Annotated in this window: 17 protein-coding genes and 1 pseudogene; all 18 read left to right on the top strand. The window is 44.5% G+C overall.

Translation table 11 applies throughout. The features are described 5' to 3' along the window. Positions 1-11 precede the first annotated feature (11 nt). The 18 genes and pseudogenes from rsmG (at position 12) to ACLHG7_RS11845 (ending at position 15,413) form a co-directional block, all read left to right on the top strand. Complete coding sequence (gene rsmG / locus ACLHG7_RS11930) at positions 12-650, top strand: 16S rRNA (guanine(527)-N(7))-methyltransferase RsmG (RefSeq protein WP_410211230.1); 639 nt, start codon at positions 12-14, stop codon at positions 648-650. Positions 651-728: 78 nt separating this feature from the next. Further along, positions 729-1,535, top strand: coding sequence for a ParA family protein (locus ACLHG7_RS11925; protein ID WP_410211229.1), 807 nt, complete (start codon positions 729-731; stop codon positions 1,533-1,535). After that, on the top strand, positions 1,532-2,434 hold the full coding sequence (locus tag ACLHG7_RS11920; protein ID WP_410211228.1) for a ParB/RepB/Spo0J family partition protein: 903 nt from the start codon (positions 1,532-1,534) through the stop codon (positions 2,432-2,434). The genes ACLHG7_RS11925 and ACLHG7_RS11920 overlap by 4 nt, the downstream gene beginning before the upstream one ends. An 84-nt stretch (positions 2,435-2,518) precedes the next feature. Continuing rightward, a complete protein-coding gene (locus ACLHG7_RS11915) occupies positions 2,519-3,259 on the top strand; it encodes a MotA/TolQ/ExbB proton channel family protein (protein WP_410211227.1) in 741 nt (246 codons plus the stop codon). Next, entirely contained in the window at positions 3,256-3,678 is a 423-nt protein-coding gene (locus tag ACLHG7_RS11910; RefSeq protein ID WP_410211226.1) for an ExbD/TolR family protein, read from the top strand. The genes ACLHG7_RS11915 and ACLHG7_RS11910 overlap by 4 nt, the downstream gene beginning before the upstream one ends. Then, positions 3,679-5,421: a lipid A export permease/ATP-binding protein MsbA gene (gene msbA, locus ACLHG7_RS11905; RefSeq protein ID WP_410211225.1), complete on the top strand. Its 1,743-nt coding sequence runs from the start codon at positions 3,679-3,681 to the stop codon at positions 5,419-5,421. A gap of 57 nt (positions 5,422-5,478) precedes the next feature. Next, a complete protein-coding gene (gene lpxK / locus ACLHG7_RS11900) occupies positions 5,479-6,528 on the top strand; it encodes a tetraacyldisaccharide 4'-kinase (RefSeq protein WP_410211224.1) in 1,050 nt (349 codons plus the stop codon). 56 nt (positions 6,529-6,584) lie between these two features. After that, positions 6,585-7,346 carry a 3-deoxy-manno-octulosonate cytidylyltransferase gene (gene kdsB / locus ACLHG7_RS11895; protein ID WP_410211223.1) on the top strand — a complete coding sequence of 254 codons (762 nt, stop codon included), beginning with the start codon at positions 6,585-6,587 and terminating at the stop codon, positions 7,344-7,346. A gap of 59 nt (positions 7,347-7,405) precedes the next feature. Then, positions 7,406-8,446 carry a DNA polymerase III subunit delta' gene (locus tag ACLHG7_RS11890; protein WP_410211222.1) on the top strand — a complete coding sequence of 347 codons (1,041 nt, stop codon included), beginning with the start codon at positions 7,406-7,408 and terminating at the stop codon, positions 8,444-8,446. A 193-nt stretch (positions 8,447-8,639) separates the two neighbouring features. Continuing rightward, positions 8,640-9,620, top strand: a complete 981-nt coding sequence (locus ACLHG7_RS11885) for a DedA family protein/thiosulfate sulfurtransferase GlpE (RefSeq protein ID WP_410211221.1) — start codon at positions 8,640-8,642, stop codon at positions 9,618-9,620. A 159-nt stretch (positions 9,621-9,779) separates the two neighbouring features. Next, a complete protein-coding gene (locus tag ACLHG7_RS11880) occupies positions 9,780-10,124 on the top strand; it encodes a PilZ domain-containing protein (protein ID WP_410211220.1) in 345 nt (114 codons plus the stop codon). A gap of 60 nt (positions 10,125-10,184) precedes the next feature. Continuing rightward, positions 10,185-10,961, top strand: a pseudogene (locus ACLHG7_RS11875) (TatD family hydrolase); the annotation flags it as partial. Positions 10,962-11,098: 137 nt separating this feature from the next. Next, complete coding sequence (locus ACLHG7_RS11870) at positions 11,099-11,701, top strand: TetR/AcrR family transcriptional regulator (protein ID WP_410211257.1); 603 nt, start codon at positions 11,099-11,101, stop codon at positions 11,699-11,701. A gap of 3 nt (positions 11,702-11,704) precedes the next feature. After that, positions 11,705-12,307 (top strand): Tfp pilus assembly protein FimT/FimU, encoded by a 603-nt coding sequence (locus ACLHG7_RS11865; protein ID WP_410211219.1) that lies wholly within the window; start codon positions 11,705-11,707, stop codon positions 12,305-12,307. Continuing rightward, positions 12,307-12,720, top strand: a complete 414-nt coding sequence (gene gspI, locus ACLHG7_RS11860; RefSeq protein ID WP_410211218.1) for a type II secretion system minor pseudopilin GspI — start codon at positions 12,307-12,309, stop codon at positions 12,718-12,720. The genes ACLHG7_RS11865 and gspI overlap by 1 nt, the downstream gene beginning before the upstream one ends. A 7-nt stretch (positions 12,721-12,727) precedes the next feature. Beyond that, positions 12,728-13,600, top strand: coding sequence for a type II secretion system minor pseudopilin GspJ (gspJ, locus tag ACLHG7_RS11855; RefSeq protein ID WP_410211217.1), 873 nt, complete (start codon positions 12,728-12,730; stop codon positions 13,598-13,600). A gap of 1 nt (position 13,601) precedes the next feature. Next, positions 13,602-14,615, top strand: coding sequence for a type II secretion system minor pseudopilin GspK (gspK, locus tag ACLHG7_RS11850; protein ID WP_410211216.1), 1,014 nt, complete (start codon positions 13,602-13,604; stop codon positions 14,613-14,615). A 195-nt stretch (positions 14,616-14,810) separates the two neighbouring features. Further along, the gene (locus tag ACLHG7_RS11845; protein WP_410211215.1) at positions 14,811-15,413 is read left to right on the top strand and encodes a 6-pyruvoyl trahydropterin synthase family protein; all 603 of its coding nucleotides are present in this window, start codon (positions 14,811-14,813) and stop codon (positions 15,411-15,413) included. The last annotated feature ends 23 nt before the right edge of the window (positions 15,414-15,436 follow it).

Genomic DNA, 15,436 nt, shown 5'->3' with positions numbered 1-15,436 from the left:
CAAAAAAGACTATGCATCCTTTATTTTCCAAGCTCAAAGATGGTTCACTTAAACTCGGTTTGGAATTGTCCGACGATACACTGAGTAAATTGCTGCAATATCAAGATAATCTATCGCTGTGGAATAAAGCCTATAACTTAACAGCAATTCGCGATCCCAAGGAGATGCTGGTCAAGCACCTACTTGATAGTTTAAGTATTATTCCTCATTTACCTGAAGGACGTTTATTGGATGTTGGCACTGGTGGGGGATTGCCAGGGTTCGTCATCGCCATTGTTCAGCCTGAGAGAGATTGTGTTCTTTTGGATAGTAATGGCAAAAAAATACGATTTTTGCGCCAAATGACTGCAGATATGAAGATGCCGAATGTATTGCCGGTACAAGCCCGTATTGAAGACCCACAAACATTATCTGATTTAGGTCAATTTGATGTGGTAACCAGCCGTGCTTTTGCTGCACTGTCTGATTTTGTGCGCGACTGTGCTGTGTATTTAAAGCCAAATGCCGTACTTGCTGCGATGAAAGGCTTGATCCCCAGTGAAGAAATGGCAGATATGGATAGCTGGCATCAGCAGACTATCACACTTGCAGTTCCATCATTAGATGAACAAAGGCATTTGATTTTACTGACTAAAAAAATGACTGCCTAAAAAGTGACAAACGCGATTGCGAACATCCTTTAAGATATCTCAACTTTATTATGTGTAACCTTTCGGAATTGAATGAACATGACCGACATATCTCCTCGAAAGAGACCTGAAATTTGGGCTGTGGCGAACCAAAAGGGCGGGGTCGGAAAAACAACGACGGCTGTCAATTTAGCCGCGTCTTTGGGCGTGCTTAAAAAAAGAGTTTTACTCATCGATTTAGATCCTCAAGGCAATGCCACCATGGGATCTGGGTTACAGAAAACAGAACTGCCTTATAGTGTGACCGATGTATTGCTTGAAGTTGCGCCAATTGAGGCGGTTATTCAACCGACTCAGGTGGGTTATCGGTTAATGGGATCAAACCGCGATTTAGCAGGTGTAGAAATTTCATTGTTTGAACGAACAGAACGAGAATTTATTCTAAAAACCGCATTAGCAAAAGTCGAAGATCAGTACGATTTTATTGTAATTGATTGCGCACCAAGTCTCAATTTACTAACTATTAATGCATTAAGTGCTGCAACGGGGGTGATTATTCCTATGCAGTGTGAGTATTATGCGCTAGAGGGTCTCGCGGACCTGTCTGCAACGATAGATCGTATAAGAGATGCCCTTAATCCTGAGCTGAAAATTCGCGGCGTTTTACGTACCATGTTCGATCCGCGTAATACTCTCGCAAATGATGTGTCTCAAGAATTATCAGTGCACTTTGGTAATTTAATGCTGGAAACAATTATTCCTCGTAATGTGCGTTTAGCAGAAGCGCCAGCACATGGGATGCCTGTCATGTTTTATGAAAAAGGTTCGCGAGGAGCTTTATCTTATTTGAGTGCTGCGGCTGAACTTGTGCGCACTGGTAAGCTTAAAAAAGGAAAGTCTCTATGATTCGTAAGCGTGGCCTTGCGCAAGGGCGTGGTCTAGATGCATTGTTGGGTTCAATTAAACAGGTTCGAGAAGAAGTCGCCGAGACGCATACTCTAACACCTGCAAATGCAGCATTACTTGAGATATCGCTGGATCAGTTACAGCGTGGGGTCTATCAACCCCGTCGTGAAATTGCACCAGAAAGTTTAACGGATCTTGCCGATTCGATTAAGCGTCATGGTGTCATGCAACCGATTGTAGTACGGCGTATTGGCGGCTCTGATGATGAAGCACAATATGAAATCATCGCTGGTGAGCGTCGTTGGCGTGCAGCCCGAATAGCGGGTCTTAACGTTATTCCCGCGATTATTCGTGACCTGCCGGATGAACTTGCGATTGCGTTGGCGTTGATTGAGAATATTCAGCGTGAAGATTTAAGTCCAATGGAACAGGCATTTGCACTTCAACGCTTCCATGATGAATTTGGTATGAGTCATCAGGAAATTGCTGAAACTGTTGGAAAGGCTCGTGCGACAGTCAGTAATTTGCTGCGTTTGATGAGTTTGAACGAAGAAGTGAAGACCATGCTTGATCATGGTGATCTGGACATGGGGCATGCGCGTGCACTGCTTGCATTGACCCTAGAAGATCAAAGCATCATTGCTCGTGTAGTGGTGGGTCGTGGTTTATCAGTGCGTCAAACTGAACAGTTGATTCGTGAGCGATTAAATCCACCCGCTGCGAAACCTGTTCGCGTAGCACCAGCAGATATCGGGGATTTAGAGCGACGTCTTGCTGAGCGATTAGGGGCCCGTGTTGAGTTAAGTCACAACCCTAAGGGAAAAGGAAAATTGGTCATTCGTTACCACTCGCTGGATGAGCTTGATGGTATTTTGGCTGTGATGTCGGTTCAACCTTGATCCGATATCATTTGCCGAGTTTACCGTGTTGTTTACAGTTGTTGATATATATGGATAATTTAACCAAAATTAGGAAGATTTAAGATGTGGGAGTTAATTAAGGCTGGCGGCTGGCTGATGTTTCCGTTGGTCATCTGTTCCATTGCTGCACTTGCCATTATCATTGAACGCGGAATCCGTTTACAGCACAAAAAAGTTGCACCAAATGGCCTAGTTCAATCATTGGAAACAAAGCTCAAGCAAGGCACATTAAGTACTGAAGAGTTATCCGCTTTACGACTCAGTTCACCTCTGGGTGATTTGTTAGCAACTGGTATCCAATATTCAAGTGGTGGACTTGAATACATGACTTTGCAGATACAAAACCGTGCCAGTACGCTAATTCACCGATTAGAGAAGCACCTTAACCTGCTTGGAACCATTGGTAATATTGCCCCTTTGCTGGGCTTGCTTGGAACCGTTCTGGGTATTATTGAATCCTTCTTAGCAGTCAATGTCGGTGGAAATACAGATCCAGCAATGCTTGCAGCAGGGATTTCTCAGGCACTGATGTCTACAGCGGCAGGTATGTTCGTCGCTATTCCGGCTTTGATCGCTTATCGCTACTATCAACGAAAAGTTGCAGATCTTGCAGTGGAAATGGAAGAGCAGTCTGGTATTTTGCTCCATCTTATTCATGGTATTCCTCAGCAAGCAAGTATTGCTGCTGTGGCAGTGGCATTGCCAACTGAGAGCACTCTTCCCACGTCAACAGATGTCGCCGGATCGGTATTTGCGCAGAAAATTGCACCAAATCCAATTGCTGTAAAACAGAGTCAATCATGAAATTCCGGAAACCTCAGGTTGAGGAAATCTCGATTAATTTAACGCCAATGATTGATTGCTTGTTGTTTCTGGTTGTTTTCTTATTGGTTTCAACAAGCTTTAATAAATATAGTCGCTTGAATCTTGTACTGCCTCAGGCCACAGGAGTCCCTGAGGTAAAACGTCCTCAGAAAATTGAAGTGGGTGTTGATGCGAAAGGTGCTTATACTGTGAACGGTAAACCGTTGGTCACCGATAGTGAGGATGAGTTGCGTACAGCAATTGATACCGCGAGTCATGGTGATCGTACTCGACCGCTCGTTATTGCTGCAGATGGACGTGCTACTCATCAGTCTGTGGTGAGAGTTATGGATGTTTCTGGCAAACTAGGGTTCGTTAATTTAAATATCAGTACGCGAATTCCGATGGGGAGCAAATAATTGTCAGGTTTTGCAGTTTATCATCGGCTATTAACGTATTTAAAACCTTATTGGTGGGCAGGTCTTTTGGCTTTGCTTGGCAATATCATTGCTGCAGCAACAGAGGTCAGCAGTGCAAGACTCATCCAATATATTATTGATGCGATTAATCAGCAAGATCAACACGCAAAAAACCTGTTTCCGCTTCTTATTATTATCCTGATTTTCTTCCGTGGTGTTGGTTCCTTTGTCGGTGGATATTATATTTCCGTCATAGCGCGTAGCGTGGTACATAACCTACGTGTCGAAGTCTTTGATCGCTTACTTACATTATCCCCTGAATATTATCTTGCTCACGCCAGCGGCTATCTTTCATCAAAGATTATTTATGATGTAGAGCAAGTCGCTTTTGCTTCAACTGAAGCAGCTAAGACCATCTTAAAGGAAGGTTTAACCGTTATTGGTTTACTCGGTTATATGTTCTGGATCAACTGGCGCTTGTCTTTAATGCTGATTATCATCGCACCGCTTGTTGGTTTCCTTGTGCGTAAAGCCAGTAAGAGAATGCGCAAACTGGCGCATCAAATGCAAAATGCGATGGGCGAAGTCAGTCATATTGTCAATGAGTCGATTAATGGCTATACCGTTGTCAAAAACTACGGTGGACAAGCCTATGAGCGTGAACGTTTCCGTCGTGCCTCTGCTGAGAACTTGAAAAGGGGTCTAAAGATGGTCGTTACAAGCGGCCTAAACTCACCGATTATTCAGCTCCTCATGGCATTCGTAATGGCGGCCGTGGTCTGGATAGCGCTAAGACCTGAAATTTTGGGTGCAACGACCAGTGCTGGAGCATTCGTTTCTTTCATCGGTGCGGCTGCAATGCTCAGCAAACCTTTACGTGCATTAACTGATGTGAATGAAAAGATTCAACGAGGAATCTCTGCTGCGCATTCCGTATTTGAGATGATTGATACTCCTCCTGAAGAGGATCAAGGCAAGCTGATAAAACCATTAGTCGGTCAGATCACCTTCGAACACGTTGGTTTTTCATATTCGGATAATACTGCCGCTCTGACAGATATTAATTTAACGATTAATGCGGGTGAGACCGTCGCCTTGGTTGGACGCTCTGGTGCAGGAAAAACCACACTCATCAATCTACTGATGCGTTTTCAAAATATTACCAGTGGTCAATTACTATTAGATGGAACACCGATTAAAGACTTCACGCTTGAAAGTCTACGCAGCCAAATTGCGACCGTTGGGCAGCAAGTCATTTTGTTTGATCAAACCGTGCGTGAAAACATCGCCTATGGGCAGCTTGCCAATAAATCTGATGCAGAAGTGCGAGCCGCGGCTAAAGATGCCTTTGCAGATCAATTCATCGATGCACTTCCACAGGGTTTTGACACGCTGATTGGTGCGAGTGGGATGTCTTTGTCTGGTGGACAGCGCCAAAGATTGGCAATCGCGCGTGCACTGCTCAAAGATGCACCTATACTCATTCTAGATGAAGCGACAAGTGCGCTGGATAATGAGTCAGAGCATTACATTCAACAAGCCTTGACACATGCCATGCATGGTCGGACAACGCTTGTAATTGCCCATCGTTTATCTACCATTGAACAAGCTGATCGAATCGTTGTCATGGACAAAGGTCGCATCGTCGAACAAGGTACTCACGCGGATCTTTTAGCTCAAAATGGTTTGTATGCCCAGCTCCATCAACGCGAATTCGTAGATGTTGTTACGACACATGAATAAGACTTTTTTCAAAATCTTATTGAGTCTAGATGATACCTCGTATGTAGGACGGGTGTGATGAGTCTGCGCACTGCACTACCAAGAGCTTGGGCTAATCAAGCACCGTGGTTGTTTTGGCTCCGCCCACTATCAGCGCTCTATGCCGCTGTCACGGGGTTGCAAAGATTACTCTATCGATTAGATATCAAAAAAGCTTACGAGTCTCCCGTGCCGGTTATGGTTATCGGCAATATTACCGTGGGTGGCAGTGGTAAAACGCCATTATTGATAGAGCTTGTTCGCTATTTGCAGCAAGAACAAAAATTGGGCATAGGCGTCATCAGTCGCGGTTATGGGGGACAAATGGGTACATTTCCCCGTATCGTACATGCTGATGATTCGGCGCAAGTTGTTGGCGATGAGCCTCTACTCATCGTACAGCAGACAGGGGTGCCTCTGGCAGTCGGCGCAAATCGGCAGGCGGCTATTGAATGCTTATTGGCTGAAGTTGCTGCACAAGGCTCGTCCCTAAACTTGATTTTGAGTGATGATGGTTTACAACATCTGGCACTGGGTAGAAAGCTTGAGTGGATAGTTTTAGATGCCAATCGCGGAATAGGGAAGGGTTGGCTACTCCCAGCAGGTTTTCTTCGTGAAAGTCCAGATCGACTGAATACAGCCACAGTAATAGAGCATAGCGACTTTCCGCTCACTGATGATCCAGAAACAGGTCAGTCCATTTATCAGATGCGTTTAATTCCAGGAGAATTGGTACCATTGGATCAATCAATGGATCTAATGGCCGCACCTCAGCCACCGCAGCGTGTTCATGCTGTAGCGGGTATTGGTAATCCTGCACGATTCTTTACCAGTTTAAGGCACCTTGGATTTGATGTGATTGAGCATCCTTTTGCCGACCATCACCCTTATCAACTCAGTGATGTTCAGTTTAATGATGATCTTCAGATCATTACTACAGCTAAAGATGCCCCACGTTTACAGGGACTCATTGAGCAAGCATGGATACTGCCTGTAAAAGCATGGCTTTCTCCAGCTTGCTATTCCCTACTGTATCGTCAACTCTTAGAAATCGGTGTTTTACCGGATCGACGTCAAATTCAACGTTAATATCCAATATATTGATCAAGATTTAAAAATTTTCTTTGCGTGTTTTAGGAAAAATTATGCGTCATATTGTCATTCCAACCCGCTTTGCGAGTAGTCGCTTACCCGGTAAGCCTTTATTGGACTTGTGGGGTAAACCAATGGTTCTCCGTGTCGTTGATCAGGCACGAAAAGTTCAAGGGATGGATAGCCTATGTGTGGCGACAGATGATGAGCGAATTGCGCAGGTCTGCCGAAATGCGGGTGTTGATGTCGTAATGACTTCTGCGGATCATCCCTCTGGAACAGATCGTCTTGCTGAGGTGGCACGCATACAAGGCTGGGACGCCAATGATCTCATCGTCAATGTACAAGGGGATGAGCCATTACTACCACCTGTACTGATTGAGCAGGTTGCAGCACTACTTGATGCACAGCCACAGTGTGCAATGGCGACTTTATGCGAGCCGATACTCCATGTCGATGAATATCTACGTAGCAGTATCGTGAAAGTAGCCCGCAGCCTGACAGGAGAGGCTCTCTATTTTAGCCGAGCTACCATTCCTTATGATCGGGACGGTTTTAAGGAAGGTGTGAACCATGTCCCTGCTTCAGCACGCAGACATTTAGGACTTTATGCTTATCGTGTATCGTTACTTCAGGATTACGTCAGTTGGCCTGTCGGTGTCTTAGAGCTGCTTGAGAGTCTGGAGCAATTACGTGTTCTTGAGCATGGGCGACGAATTGCAATAGCGGATGCAGTGGTCTCGATGCCAGGTGGCGTGGATACTCCTGACGATTTGGAGCGTATTCGTGCACTGGGCGCTTCGGTTTACCTGTAATATCGTTTGCAGTGCACACTTATTTCTTATTTCATTGCTTTATAACAGGCTAAACAACCATGGCGAAAGCTCCCCCTAAAGCAAAAGATGATGACATTGCTCAAATCGCACACGAGCAATTGCATTTTTTGCCTTTATTGCCATGGCAACGTGAGGCGTGGCATCGTTTGACTGGGCGCATGCCAAATTTACCGCACGGTATCCTATTGACTGGCGCAGCAGGAACGGGAAAGCGTCGTTTCGCTGAACATGTTGCAGGTTGGTTATTGTGCGATACGCCAACGGTTGATGGGGCTTGCGGGCATTGTGCAAGCTGCACATGGCTGAAAGTCGGCAATCATCCCAGCTTATTACGTATCTCGCGCGAAGTAGATGCTAAAGGCAAACAAAGTCGCCAAATTAAAATTGATCAGATCCGTGATCTAATGCCATTTGTCCAGCAAACGGGGCAGGGTTGGCGGGTCGTTATTTTTGAACCCGCAGAAAGCTTAAATACTGCCGCAGCCAATGCGCTGCTCAAAACACTTGAAGAACCGGCCCCACGTGTTTTACTCATTCTTGTTGCTGATCAGCCTTTACAATTACCAGCAACCATACGCAGTCGTGTACAACAAATTCCATTGGGGCGTATTGAGTCAGAGATTGCGATCGAATATGTGCGTGATGAGGCAGCCGTTTCTACGGAACAAGCGACATTGTTATTAGGTCTAGCTGGCGGCGCACCTTTAGCAGCAACTGCACTTGCGAATATGGATTCGTTTAAATTGCGCGGTCAGTGGTTAGCGACTTGGCTCGCAATATTGACGGGTAGACGATCTGTGCTTGATGCTGCGGCTTATTGGCAAAAACAATTACCGATTCAAAGCTGGCTTGATTTAGTTCGTCAACTACTGCGTGATGTGATTGCTGAACATGTGGGACAAGGAAGAGTTCAAACCGATTTAGATGCTGGGCAGTTTAATCAGTTGGAGAAATTGGTCACTCTGGACACATTACTTGATCTCGATCGTTGTGCAGTCAACCTCATTGCAGGACAAACGCAAAATGTGAATGCGCAGTTAGTGATGGAAAATATGATGCAGCGCCTGGCGATGCGATAAGAATACTTAAGCTGAACTTATTAATGTTTTATATTTTTTATCAGACATGAACTCTTTTTAAATGCAGAAAAAAGAGGACAATACAATCCCGATCACTGCTTATTCGTCTTAAGATTAGCGAGATGATCACCTTGAACGCCCTAATTGAGAATTCAAGCTGCAATCCTATCATTCCTGCATGAGGAATTTTGCAATGACCACATTGTTTGCACTTTTAACTGAATATGGTGCGCTAGGTGTTTTCCTTGTGGTGCTCCTTGTACAGCTTGGATTACCCATTCCTGTATTGCCGTTATTGCTATTAATGGGTTCATTAGCAATGGTTGATCCACAATTAGGGCTGACCGCTTTACTACTTGCTATTGTTGCCTCCTTACTCGGTGATTTTGTCTGGTATTCGGCAGGGCGTCGTTACGGACATCGTATCTTGCATCTGCTGTGTCGTATCTCACTTTCCCCTGACTCTTGTGTACGTCAATCTGAAACCAACTTTAATCGTTGGGGCGTTGCGACACTAGTAATTGCCAAGTTTATCCCGGGTTTGGCCACACTTGCACCCCCTTTGGCTGGTGCGCTCGGTTTACGTCGGTCTAGCTTTTTCATCTTTAGTACTGCTGGAGCAGCACTTTGGGCGGGGACGTGGCTGATCGTCGGCGCTATTTTTTATCAGCAAATCAATATCGTCTTGGTCACTATGGCTAAGTTTGGCAAAATTGCCATATTTGTTATACTCCTGTTTTTAATCACTTATGTGATTTTCCGCTGGTGGCAACGTTACCGGATTAAGCGCTTTGCACTGCAAACGCGAATTACACCTAAAGAGCTAGCGGAGCTTCTTAACCAAGAGCAATTGCCACTCATCTTTGATGCAAGGTCCTCATTAGTTAAAAGTTTAGACTTGGCGCGTATTACAGGGGCACGTGCATTAGACCCAAAAGCGCTGGCTGAAACTATTACAGATATTCCTTTTGATCAGGTGATGGTTGTTTATTGTTCTTGTCCTAATGATGCCAGTGCCGTTCAAGTTGCCCGAGAGCTCAAACGCCGAGGCTATACTCAAGTCAGATCTCTGCATGGCGGGATAGACGCTTGGCGCGCTGAAGGATTTTCTGTTGAATACTATGAAAGTCATGAACATCAGATTGCACATATCTTAAATCAGGATACGCCGTAGGACTAAAATCACAAGAGATGCAGCTATAAGCTAAAATTCATGATTCATCCTACTGAAAATGAATTAAAAGCCTATTTTTTTGTGCCCAATTCTTAGCACGCAGTGATGCATTCATGTTATTTTGGTGCATGTTCAAAGTTTTAACACAAAGGAGTGTATATGCTGCCCACACGAGCAGGAGGAATCATCAATTATCCCATCCGGGATTTGCAAACGTTATATAGTAGTTACATGCCGTTTGTGCAGGGCGGAGCATTGTTTGTTCCCAGTAATCGAACCTTTCCTCTGGGGGAGGAGGTTTTTGTGGTTGTTACGCTACCAGAATCGACAGAGCGTACGCCGCTGACTGGTAAAGTGATCTGGGTCACACACCGCACACAAGGAACACGTCCTGCGGGCTTTGCCTTGCAATTAGCTGGTGAAGAAGGACAGAAACTCAAAATTTTAATTGAAAAGGCGCTCGCTGGCCTGCTGAACTCTGATCGTCCAACATATACTTTGTAGTATTGTATTTTTGCATAATGTTGGGTTTAAAGTAGTCTTTTTTTAGATAGGGTATTTTTCGTGTTTACCGATTCACATTGTCATCTAAACCGACTTGATTTGACGCCCTATGATGGTTCGTTAGAACGCGCCTTAGACGCGGCACGTTTAGTGGGTGTTACACGTTTTTTAGCCGTGGCGGTTGATTTAGATGACCATGAGACTCTGCTTGATATTGCGAATCATCATGGGGATATCGGTATCAGTGTAGGTGCACATCCTTGTGAATCTGCTGAGATGCTCACATTAGCGACTGTCGATACTTTAGTTTCATTGGCTCAAGACCCTAAAGTATGGGCAATCGGTGAGACTGGACTTGATTATCACTACAGTACTGAAAATGCAGAAGTTCAACGAGAGTCGTTTTCACGACATATTGCAGCAGGTCAATTGACTGGGAAGCCTGTGATCGTCCATACGCGTGCAGCACGGGCTGATACATTGACCGTTTTGCGTGAACAACATGCGTTTTTTGGTAAAATTCACGGTGTTCTGCATTGTTTTACTGAAGATTGGGCAACAGCTGAAGGCGCTTTAGCCTTAGGTTATTACGTGTCATTCTCAGGTATTATTAGTTTCAAGAATGCTCAAGATTTAAGAGATGTGGCCATTCAAGTTCCTCTTGATCGTTTACTCATTGAGACAGATAGCCCTTATTTGGCGCCTATGCCATATCGAGGTAAATCCAACGAGCCACTCTACTTGCCTCATGTAGCGCGTGTCCTTGCTGACTTGCATCAAATTTCTATAGAAAAATTAGCCCAAATCACATCGAACAATTTTGATCGGATGCTGCAGGATGCCCAAGAATCACTGCAACGTTTAGATAAAATTCATGCAGCTCTACAAACGAATAATCATCATTTAAATCAAAGTACATTAGATATATCAATCGTACGAGATAAAGGATTGACTGGATGACTACTGATCGTCAAATAGATCGTCACGCTCAGTTCAGAGCGCGTGAAGCGCAGATTTTTGATATGGCCGAGCAACTTTTACTGGACTCTGGTGAAGGTGGAATGACGCTTGATACGCTAGCGCTGCATCTGGATCTAGCCAAAGGGACGTTGTATAAACACTTCCAGAGTAAAGATGAGCTGTATTTACATCTCATTATTCGCCATGAACAGGCACTCCTTGATTTGTTGCTAGAATCGACAGCAGAATTTCAAGAGTTGCTCATCACCTATATGCGCCATCACTTAGATCAGCCTCAGCGTACAGCGCTTTTGCATCAGCTCGAGGAACGTCTCGCTGCTGGTGGTGTGGGTTTGGGTAGTCTATTCTCAGATTTATATCGAATTAGAAAACAACGTTTACGTCGCATTGTACCCTTAACAGGTTCTTATTTAGAGAGTATTAATAGCCGCTTAACAACTCGGGACTACTTGGCAGCAGTCTGGGCGGTCACGCAAGGTGGCGCCGCAATTCTAAACTCGAGTTTTTATCAACGCTATTTAGGGGAGCGTGAGAGTTTGAAGTTGGTATTGATTGAGCAAATGATTTCTCTTCCTTTTCCGCAAGCCACCCACTAATCAATGCGTAATTTTGACAAATATCAAGGGCGTGGACAAAACGAATTAGGTTTTACTCTGATTGAAGTCATGCTGGTTATCTTGATCGCAGGGATACTGACCACTATGGTAAGTTTATCGCTTGGAGGCTCAGAAACCCGTAAATTACTGCAAGAGCGTGAAGAGTTGATTGACTCGATTGCGATCATTCGTTTAGAAGCACAAGATCAAGGACGAATGCTCGGTTTAGTGCCTTTTTACCAGACTGCAACTGATCCACCGCGATATGCCGTAGTTCAATTCGATCCCAATGAATCCAACAAAGATAAGCGATGGAAACTTGCGGAAGATTTCAAGGTTCATGATTTACCACTTGGATCAGAGCTGAACATCTCGTTATTGCAGGACAATGCGCCGCGTAATCAGAATACTGCGCTTGAAAAATTCAAGGTCGATTCAGCTTTGAATCCACAGCTGATTTGGTTCGGTAACGGTGAAGCAACGGCCGCACGCTTACAGATTCTTCAAGATGCCAAACCTGTGGGTGATGCTATTGAAGTAACAGCATTAGGACGGGTCAATACCGATACATCGGGATCCAATAGTACAACGCATGGTGATCAATAATGTCTTCTGTTTCGGTCGTTAAAGCAGAACCACAGCAAGCAGGTTTTACATTGCTTGAAGTCATGGTCGCTTTAGCCATCTTTGCCGTTGCAGCTGTAGCTTTAACGCAGGCAGGTATGGGTTATGTGAATACCGTCAAAAGACTGGAAACTCGAACACTGGCACATTTTGTCGCCATGAATAAAGCCGCCAACATTAATATTAATCAAACATGGCTTGAAGGGAGCGGTGAGGATAACGTTGAGGAACAAGGGCAGCATTGGCTTGTAAGAACCGAAGCATCCACCTTACCATTCTCACAAGACGTACGCCGTGTTCTCATCACCGTTGCGCCCGTAGAATCAGGTGCAGACAAATCAGGGAATGCTGTGACGTCTTTGGTGATTTTCATTCAACGTCCAGCAGGGCAGTAGAAGTCTTATGTTCCCTGATTATCAAACTCAAAACCGACGTCATCTTACCCACCCAGCAATGTATTTCGAAAAGGGTTTTACCCTCATCGAGCTCATTGTTGCCATGGCGATATTTGCGGTATTAACGTTAGCGGGATGGCAAGTTTTTGAAAATCTTATTCAAATGCGTGAAAGAACGGCGATCAAGGCAGAACAAATTAATGGCATTCAAGCCACTTATGAGCAATTGTCACGCGATTTCACGCAAGCAATCCCGCGCTCAGCAACACTAGGAAGCAATAAAGAGTCCGCATTGCTCATCCGAGACAATGAGTTCCACTTAACCCGAACAGGTGTCATAGACCCATTGCAAATGGGCGTATCTCCATTAGAACGGGTCATTTATTCAGTGCAACAAGGACAACTGATTCGTCAATCATTTGCACAAGTCGATCAAACGGGTAACCTCATTCCAATCAAAACAGTGATGTTGGATGATGTTTCAGATTGGACGGTAAGCGCAATCGATGATAGTGCAGACAGAGCATCTACAACAACTTGGCCTGTCGGCACGGATGGTAGCATTCCAACCTCCTCAGAACCGGACTCGCAGGCATTCATCAAATTACCTTTGGCTGTGCAAATTACACTGACATCCCATGGCCAGCAATTGAAGTGGTTGTTTCCTTTAGTTAAAAACCTACCGGCCTCAATGCAAGCCACTCCAAATACAAATGGTGCAAGTGCTGTGGCTCAAACAAATCCACAGAGCGATACCAACGCCAATCAGGTGCCTACTACTAATAGCCAGCCAGAAGATAATCAGAATTCATCACAAGCCACTCCTCAAAACCCCGTAGCGGATAATGCCGTACCAACAACAGGCGGAGGGCGAGATTGAGATGAAACACCCAGCTCACCCTCATTTAAAGAGTAAACAACAAGGGGTTGCCTTGCTCACCATCCTACTCATGGTAGTGACTGCGACGATCTTGGCCGTCGGTTTATTAACGCGTCAAGATCGTATGCTTCGTGAAACCAATGTACTTTTACGTCAGGATCAGTCACTGCAGTATGCACTTGCAGGAGAGAGTGTGGTGGGTGCAGGGCTAATGCAGAGTGCGAAACTTAATACTGGTGCAGATAGTCTTAAGGATGAATGGGCTAAGCCCAGACCACCAATCCCGATAGAAGATGCTGTGATTAACGTACGGATTATTGATCAATCCGGCATGTTTAATCTTAATAATTTATATTTAGCTGCGGATACAGATAAAGCTGCGAACTTGGCATATTTTAAACGTCTCTTAAAGCAGGTTGGCATTGATCCTGAATCTGCCGGCGCTGTGCTCGATTGGGAAGATGCCAATGACGAACCTACGGGCTCATTGGGTGCAGAAAGTAGTTTTTATCTTGGACAAAATCCTCCTTATCTTGCAGCGAATAGGTTATTCGGACAACCTGAAGAATTGCGGAAGGTGCGTGGCTTTGAGGGTGCAAAATATAATTTGATTGCACCTTATATTACGGCTTTACCAAGCGCTTCAAAAATTAATGTCAATACTGCACCTGCAGTAGTCTTGGCAGCATTGGATGATAGCTTGACCGTCAGTGATATGACTGCATTTGTGACCCAGCGTATAGGTGCAACAACACCGATCATCAAAAGTGCAGCTACTTTTCTAAATGATTCGTCTTTTTCAAAAATCCCATTAACACCACCTGAACAACGAAACAATATACAAAAGCTTATCGATGTAAAAAGTAGTTATTTCCAAACTTGGATCGATGTCAACTCAAATGGACGAGAGCGTTTTCTCACCAGTGATTTAGTGCGAACTTCTCAAAGTGTGACGGCATGGCAACGTAGCTTTGCACCGATCCCCTATTTTTCTGTAAAACCAACGGGGTCTTAACGTTAATTGACCGCTCTAGCCGATGTATTTTACTCTAGGGTTGCGACATCACATCACTTAATCTTATCGACCTCTTCGTAAAGTGTTCTGAAGGACGTATAATCAACACTATGGCGCTGTCTTTGATCATTGTTGTATCAGTCGCACTCTTATTTTCTAATCGTATGCCCCTCAAAATTTAAGCTGTAAAAGATTATGTTGATTCGCAAGTTATTTAAATTTGAAAACGCTCATATCGTGCGCAATTGCACCAGTGATCGTTGCCGTCGTTCAATCCACGGACATAGTTATCAGGTGGAATTGATCCTAGAGGCTCATCGTTTGGATCATGGACAAATGGTCTATGATTTCGGCTTATTGAAAGGCCAGATTCGTGACATTATTGACAGCTTTGATCATGCCATTTGTTTTTGGAATCAGGATGATGAAGGCTATATTGCTGCATGTAAGCAATACAGTGCACGTTGGATTTCGCTACCGGTTTCTCCCTCTGCTGAGCAATTCTCAAGATTCTTCTTCTTTTTAGCCGATAGCATTTTACGCCAAACTATTACGCATAATGGTGAAGGCGATGTGACGGTCCATTCAGTGATTGTGCACGAAACAGCTACTGGCTATGCCCAATGTTTCCGTGCTGATGTGGAAAATGAACAAATGGGTTTACTCAAGCTACAGGATTTTGAATTTTCTGAACAAGTGCAAATAGAGTGGGCAGACCCACAAATGTTTGAAAAAATGAAGCAAGGTCTTTCGTTTGAAAACCCATTGGTTGAGCATAGTGTAAGAGTAGATGGTTAATGTCAGCTGAAATAGATACAACA

This window comes from Aquirhabdus sp., from assembly GCF_046462495.1.
GTDB lineage: Bacteria > Pseudomonadota > Gammaproteobacteria > Pseudomonadales > Moraxellaceae > Aquirhabdus.
Note: the sequence above shows the minus strand (reverse complement) of the source record. Positions and strands in the feature narration are given on the sequence as shown.

What these genes read in the sequence shown, in the direction of transcription:
- rsmG (WP_410211230.1), top strand. Translation starts at nt 12, where the DNA reads ATGCATCCTTTATTTTCCAAGCTCAAAGATGGTTCACTTAAACTCGGT.
- ACLHG7_RS11925 (WP_410211229.1), top strand. Translation starts at nt 729, where the DNA reads ATGACCGACATATCTCCTCGAAAGAGACCTGAAATTTGGGCTGTGGCG.
- ACLHG7_RS11920 (WP_410211228.1), top strand. Translation starts at nt 1,532, where the DNA reads ATGATTCGTAAGCGTGGCCTTGCGCAAGGGCGTGGTCTAGATGCATTG.
- ACLHG7_RS11915 (WP_410211227.1), top strand. Translation starts at nt 2,519, where the DNA reads ATGTGGGAGTTAATTAAGGCTGGCGGCTGGCTGATGTTTCCGTTGGTC.
- ACLHG7_RS11910 (WP_410211226.1), top strand. Translation starts at nt 3,256, where the DNA reads ATGAAATTCCGGAAACCTCAGGTTGAGGAAATCTCGATTAATTTAACG.
- lpxK (WP_410211224.1), top strand. Translation starts at nt 5,479, where the DNA reads ATGAGTCTGCGCACTGCACTACCAAGAGCTTGGGCTAATCAAGCACCG.
- kdsB (WP_410211223.1), top strand. Translation starts at nt 6,585, where the DNA reads ATGCGTCATATTGTCATTCCAACCCGCTTTGCGAGTAGTCGCTTACCC.
- ACLHG7_RS11890 (WP_410211222.1), top strand. Translation starts at nt 7,406, where the DNA reads ATGGCGAAAGCTCCCCCTAAAGCAAAAGATGATGACATTGCTCAAATC.
- ACLHG7_RS11885 (WP_410211221.1), top strand. Translation starts at nt 8,640, where the DNA reads ATGACCACATTGTTTGCACTTTTAACTGAATATGGTGCGCTAGGTGTT.
- ACLHG7_RS11880 (WP_410211220.1), top strand. Translation starts at nt 9,780, where the DNA reads ATGCTGCCCACACGAGCAGGAGGAATCATCAATTATCCCATCCGGGAT.
- ACLHG7_RS11865 (WP_410211219.1), top strand. Translation starts at nt 11,705, where the DNA reads ATGCGTAATTTTGACAAATATCAAGGGCGTGGACAAAACGAATTAGGT.
- gspI (WP_410211218.1), top strand. Translation starts at nt 12,307, where the DNA reads ATGTCTTCTGTTTCGGTCGTTAAAGCAGAACCACAGCAAGCAGGTTTT.
- gspJ (WP_410211217.1), top strand. Translation starts at nt 12,728, where the DNA reads ATGTTCCCTGATTATCAAACTCAAAACCGACGTCATCTTACCCACCCA.
- gspK (WP_410211216.1), top strand. Translation starts at nt 13,602, where the DNA reads ATGAAACACCCAGCTCACCCTCATTTAAAGAGTAAACAACAAGGGGTT.
- ACLHG7_RS11845 (WP_410211215.1), top strand. Translation starts at nt 14,811, where the DNA reads ATGTTGATTCGCAAGTTATTTAAATTTGAAAACGCTCATATCGTGCGC.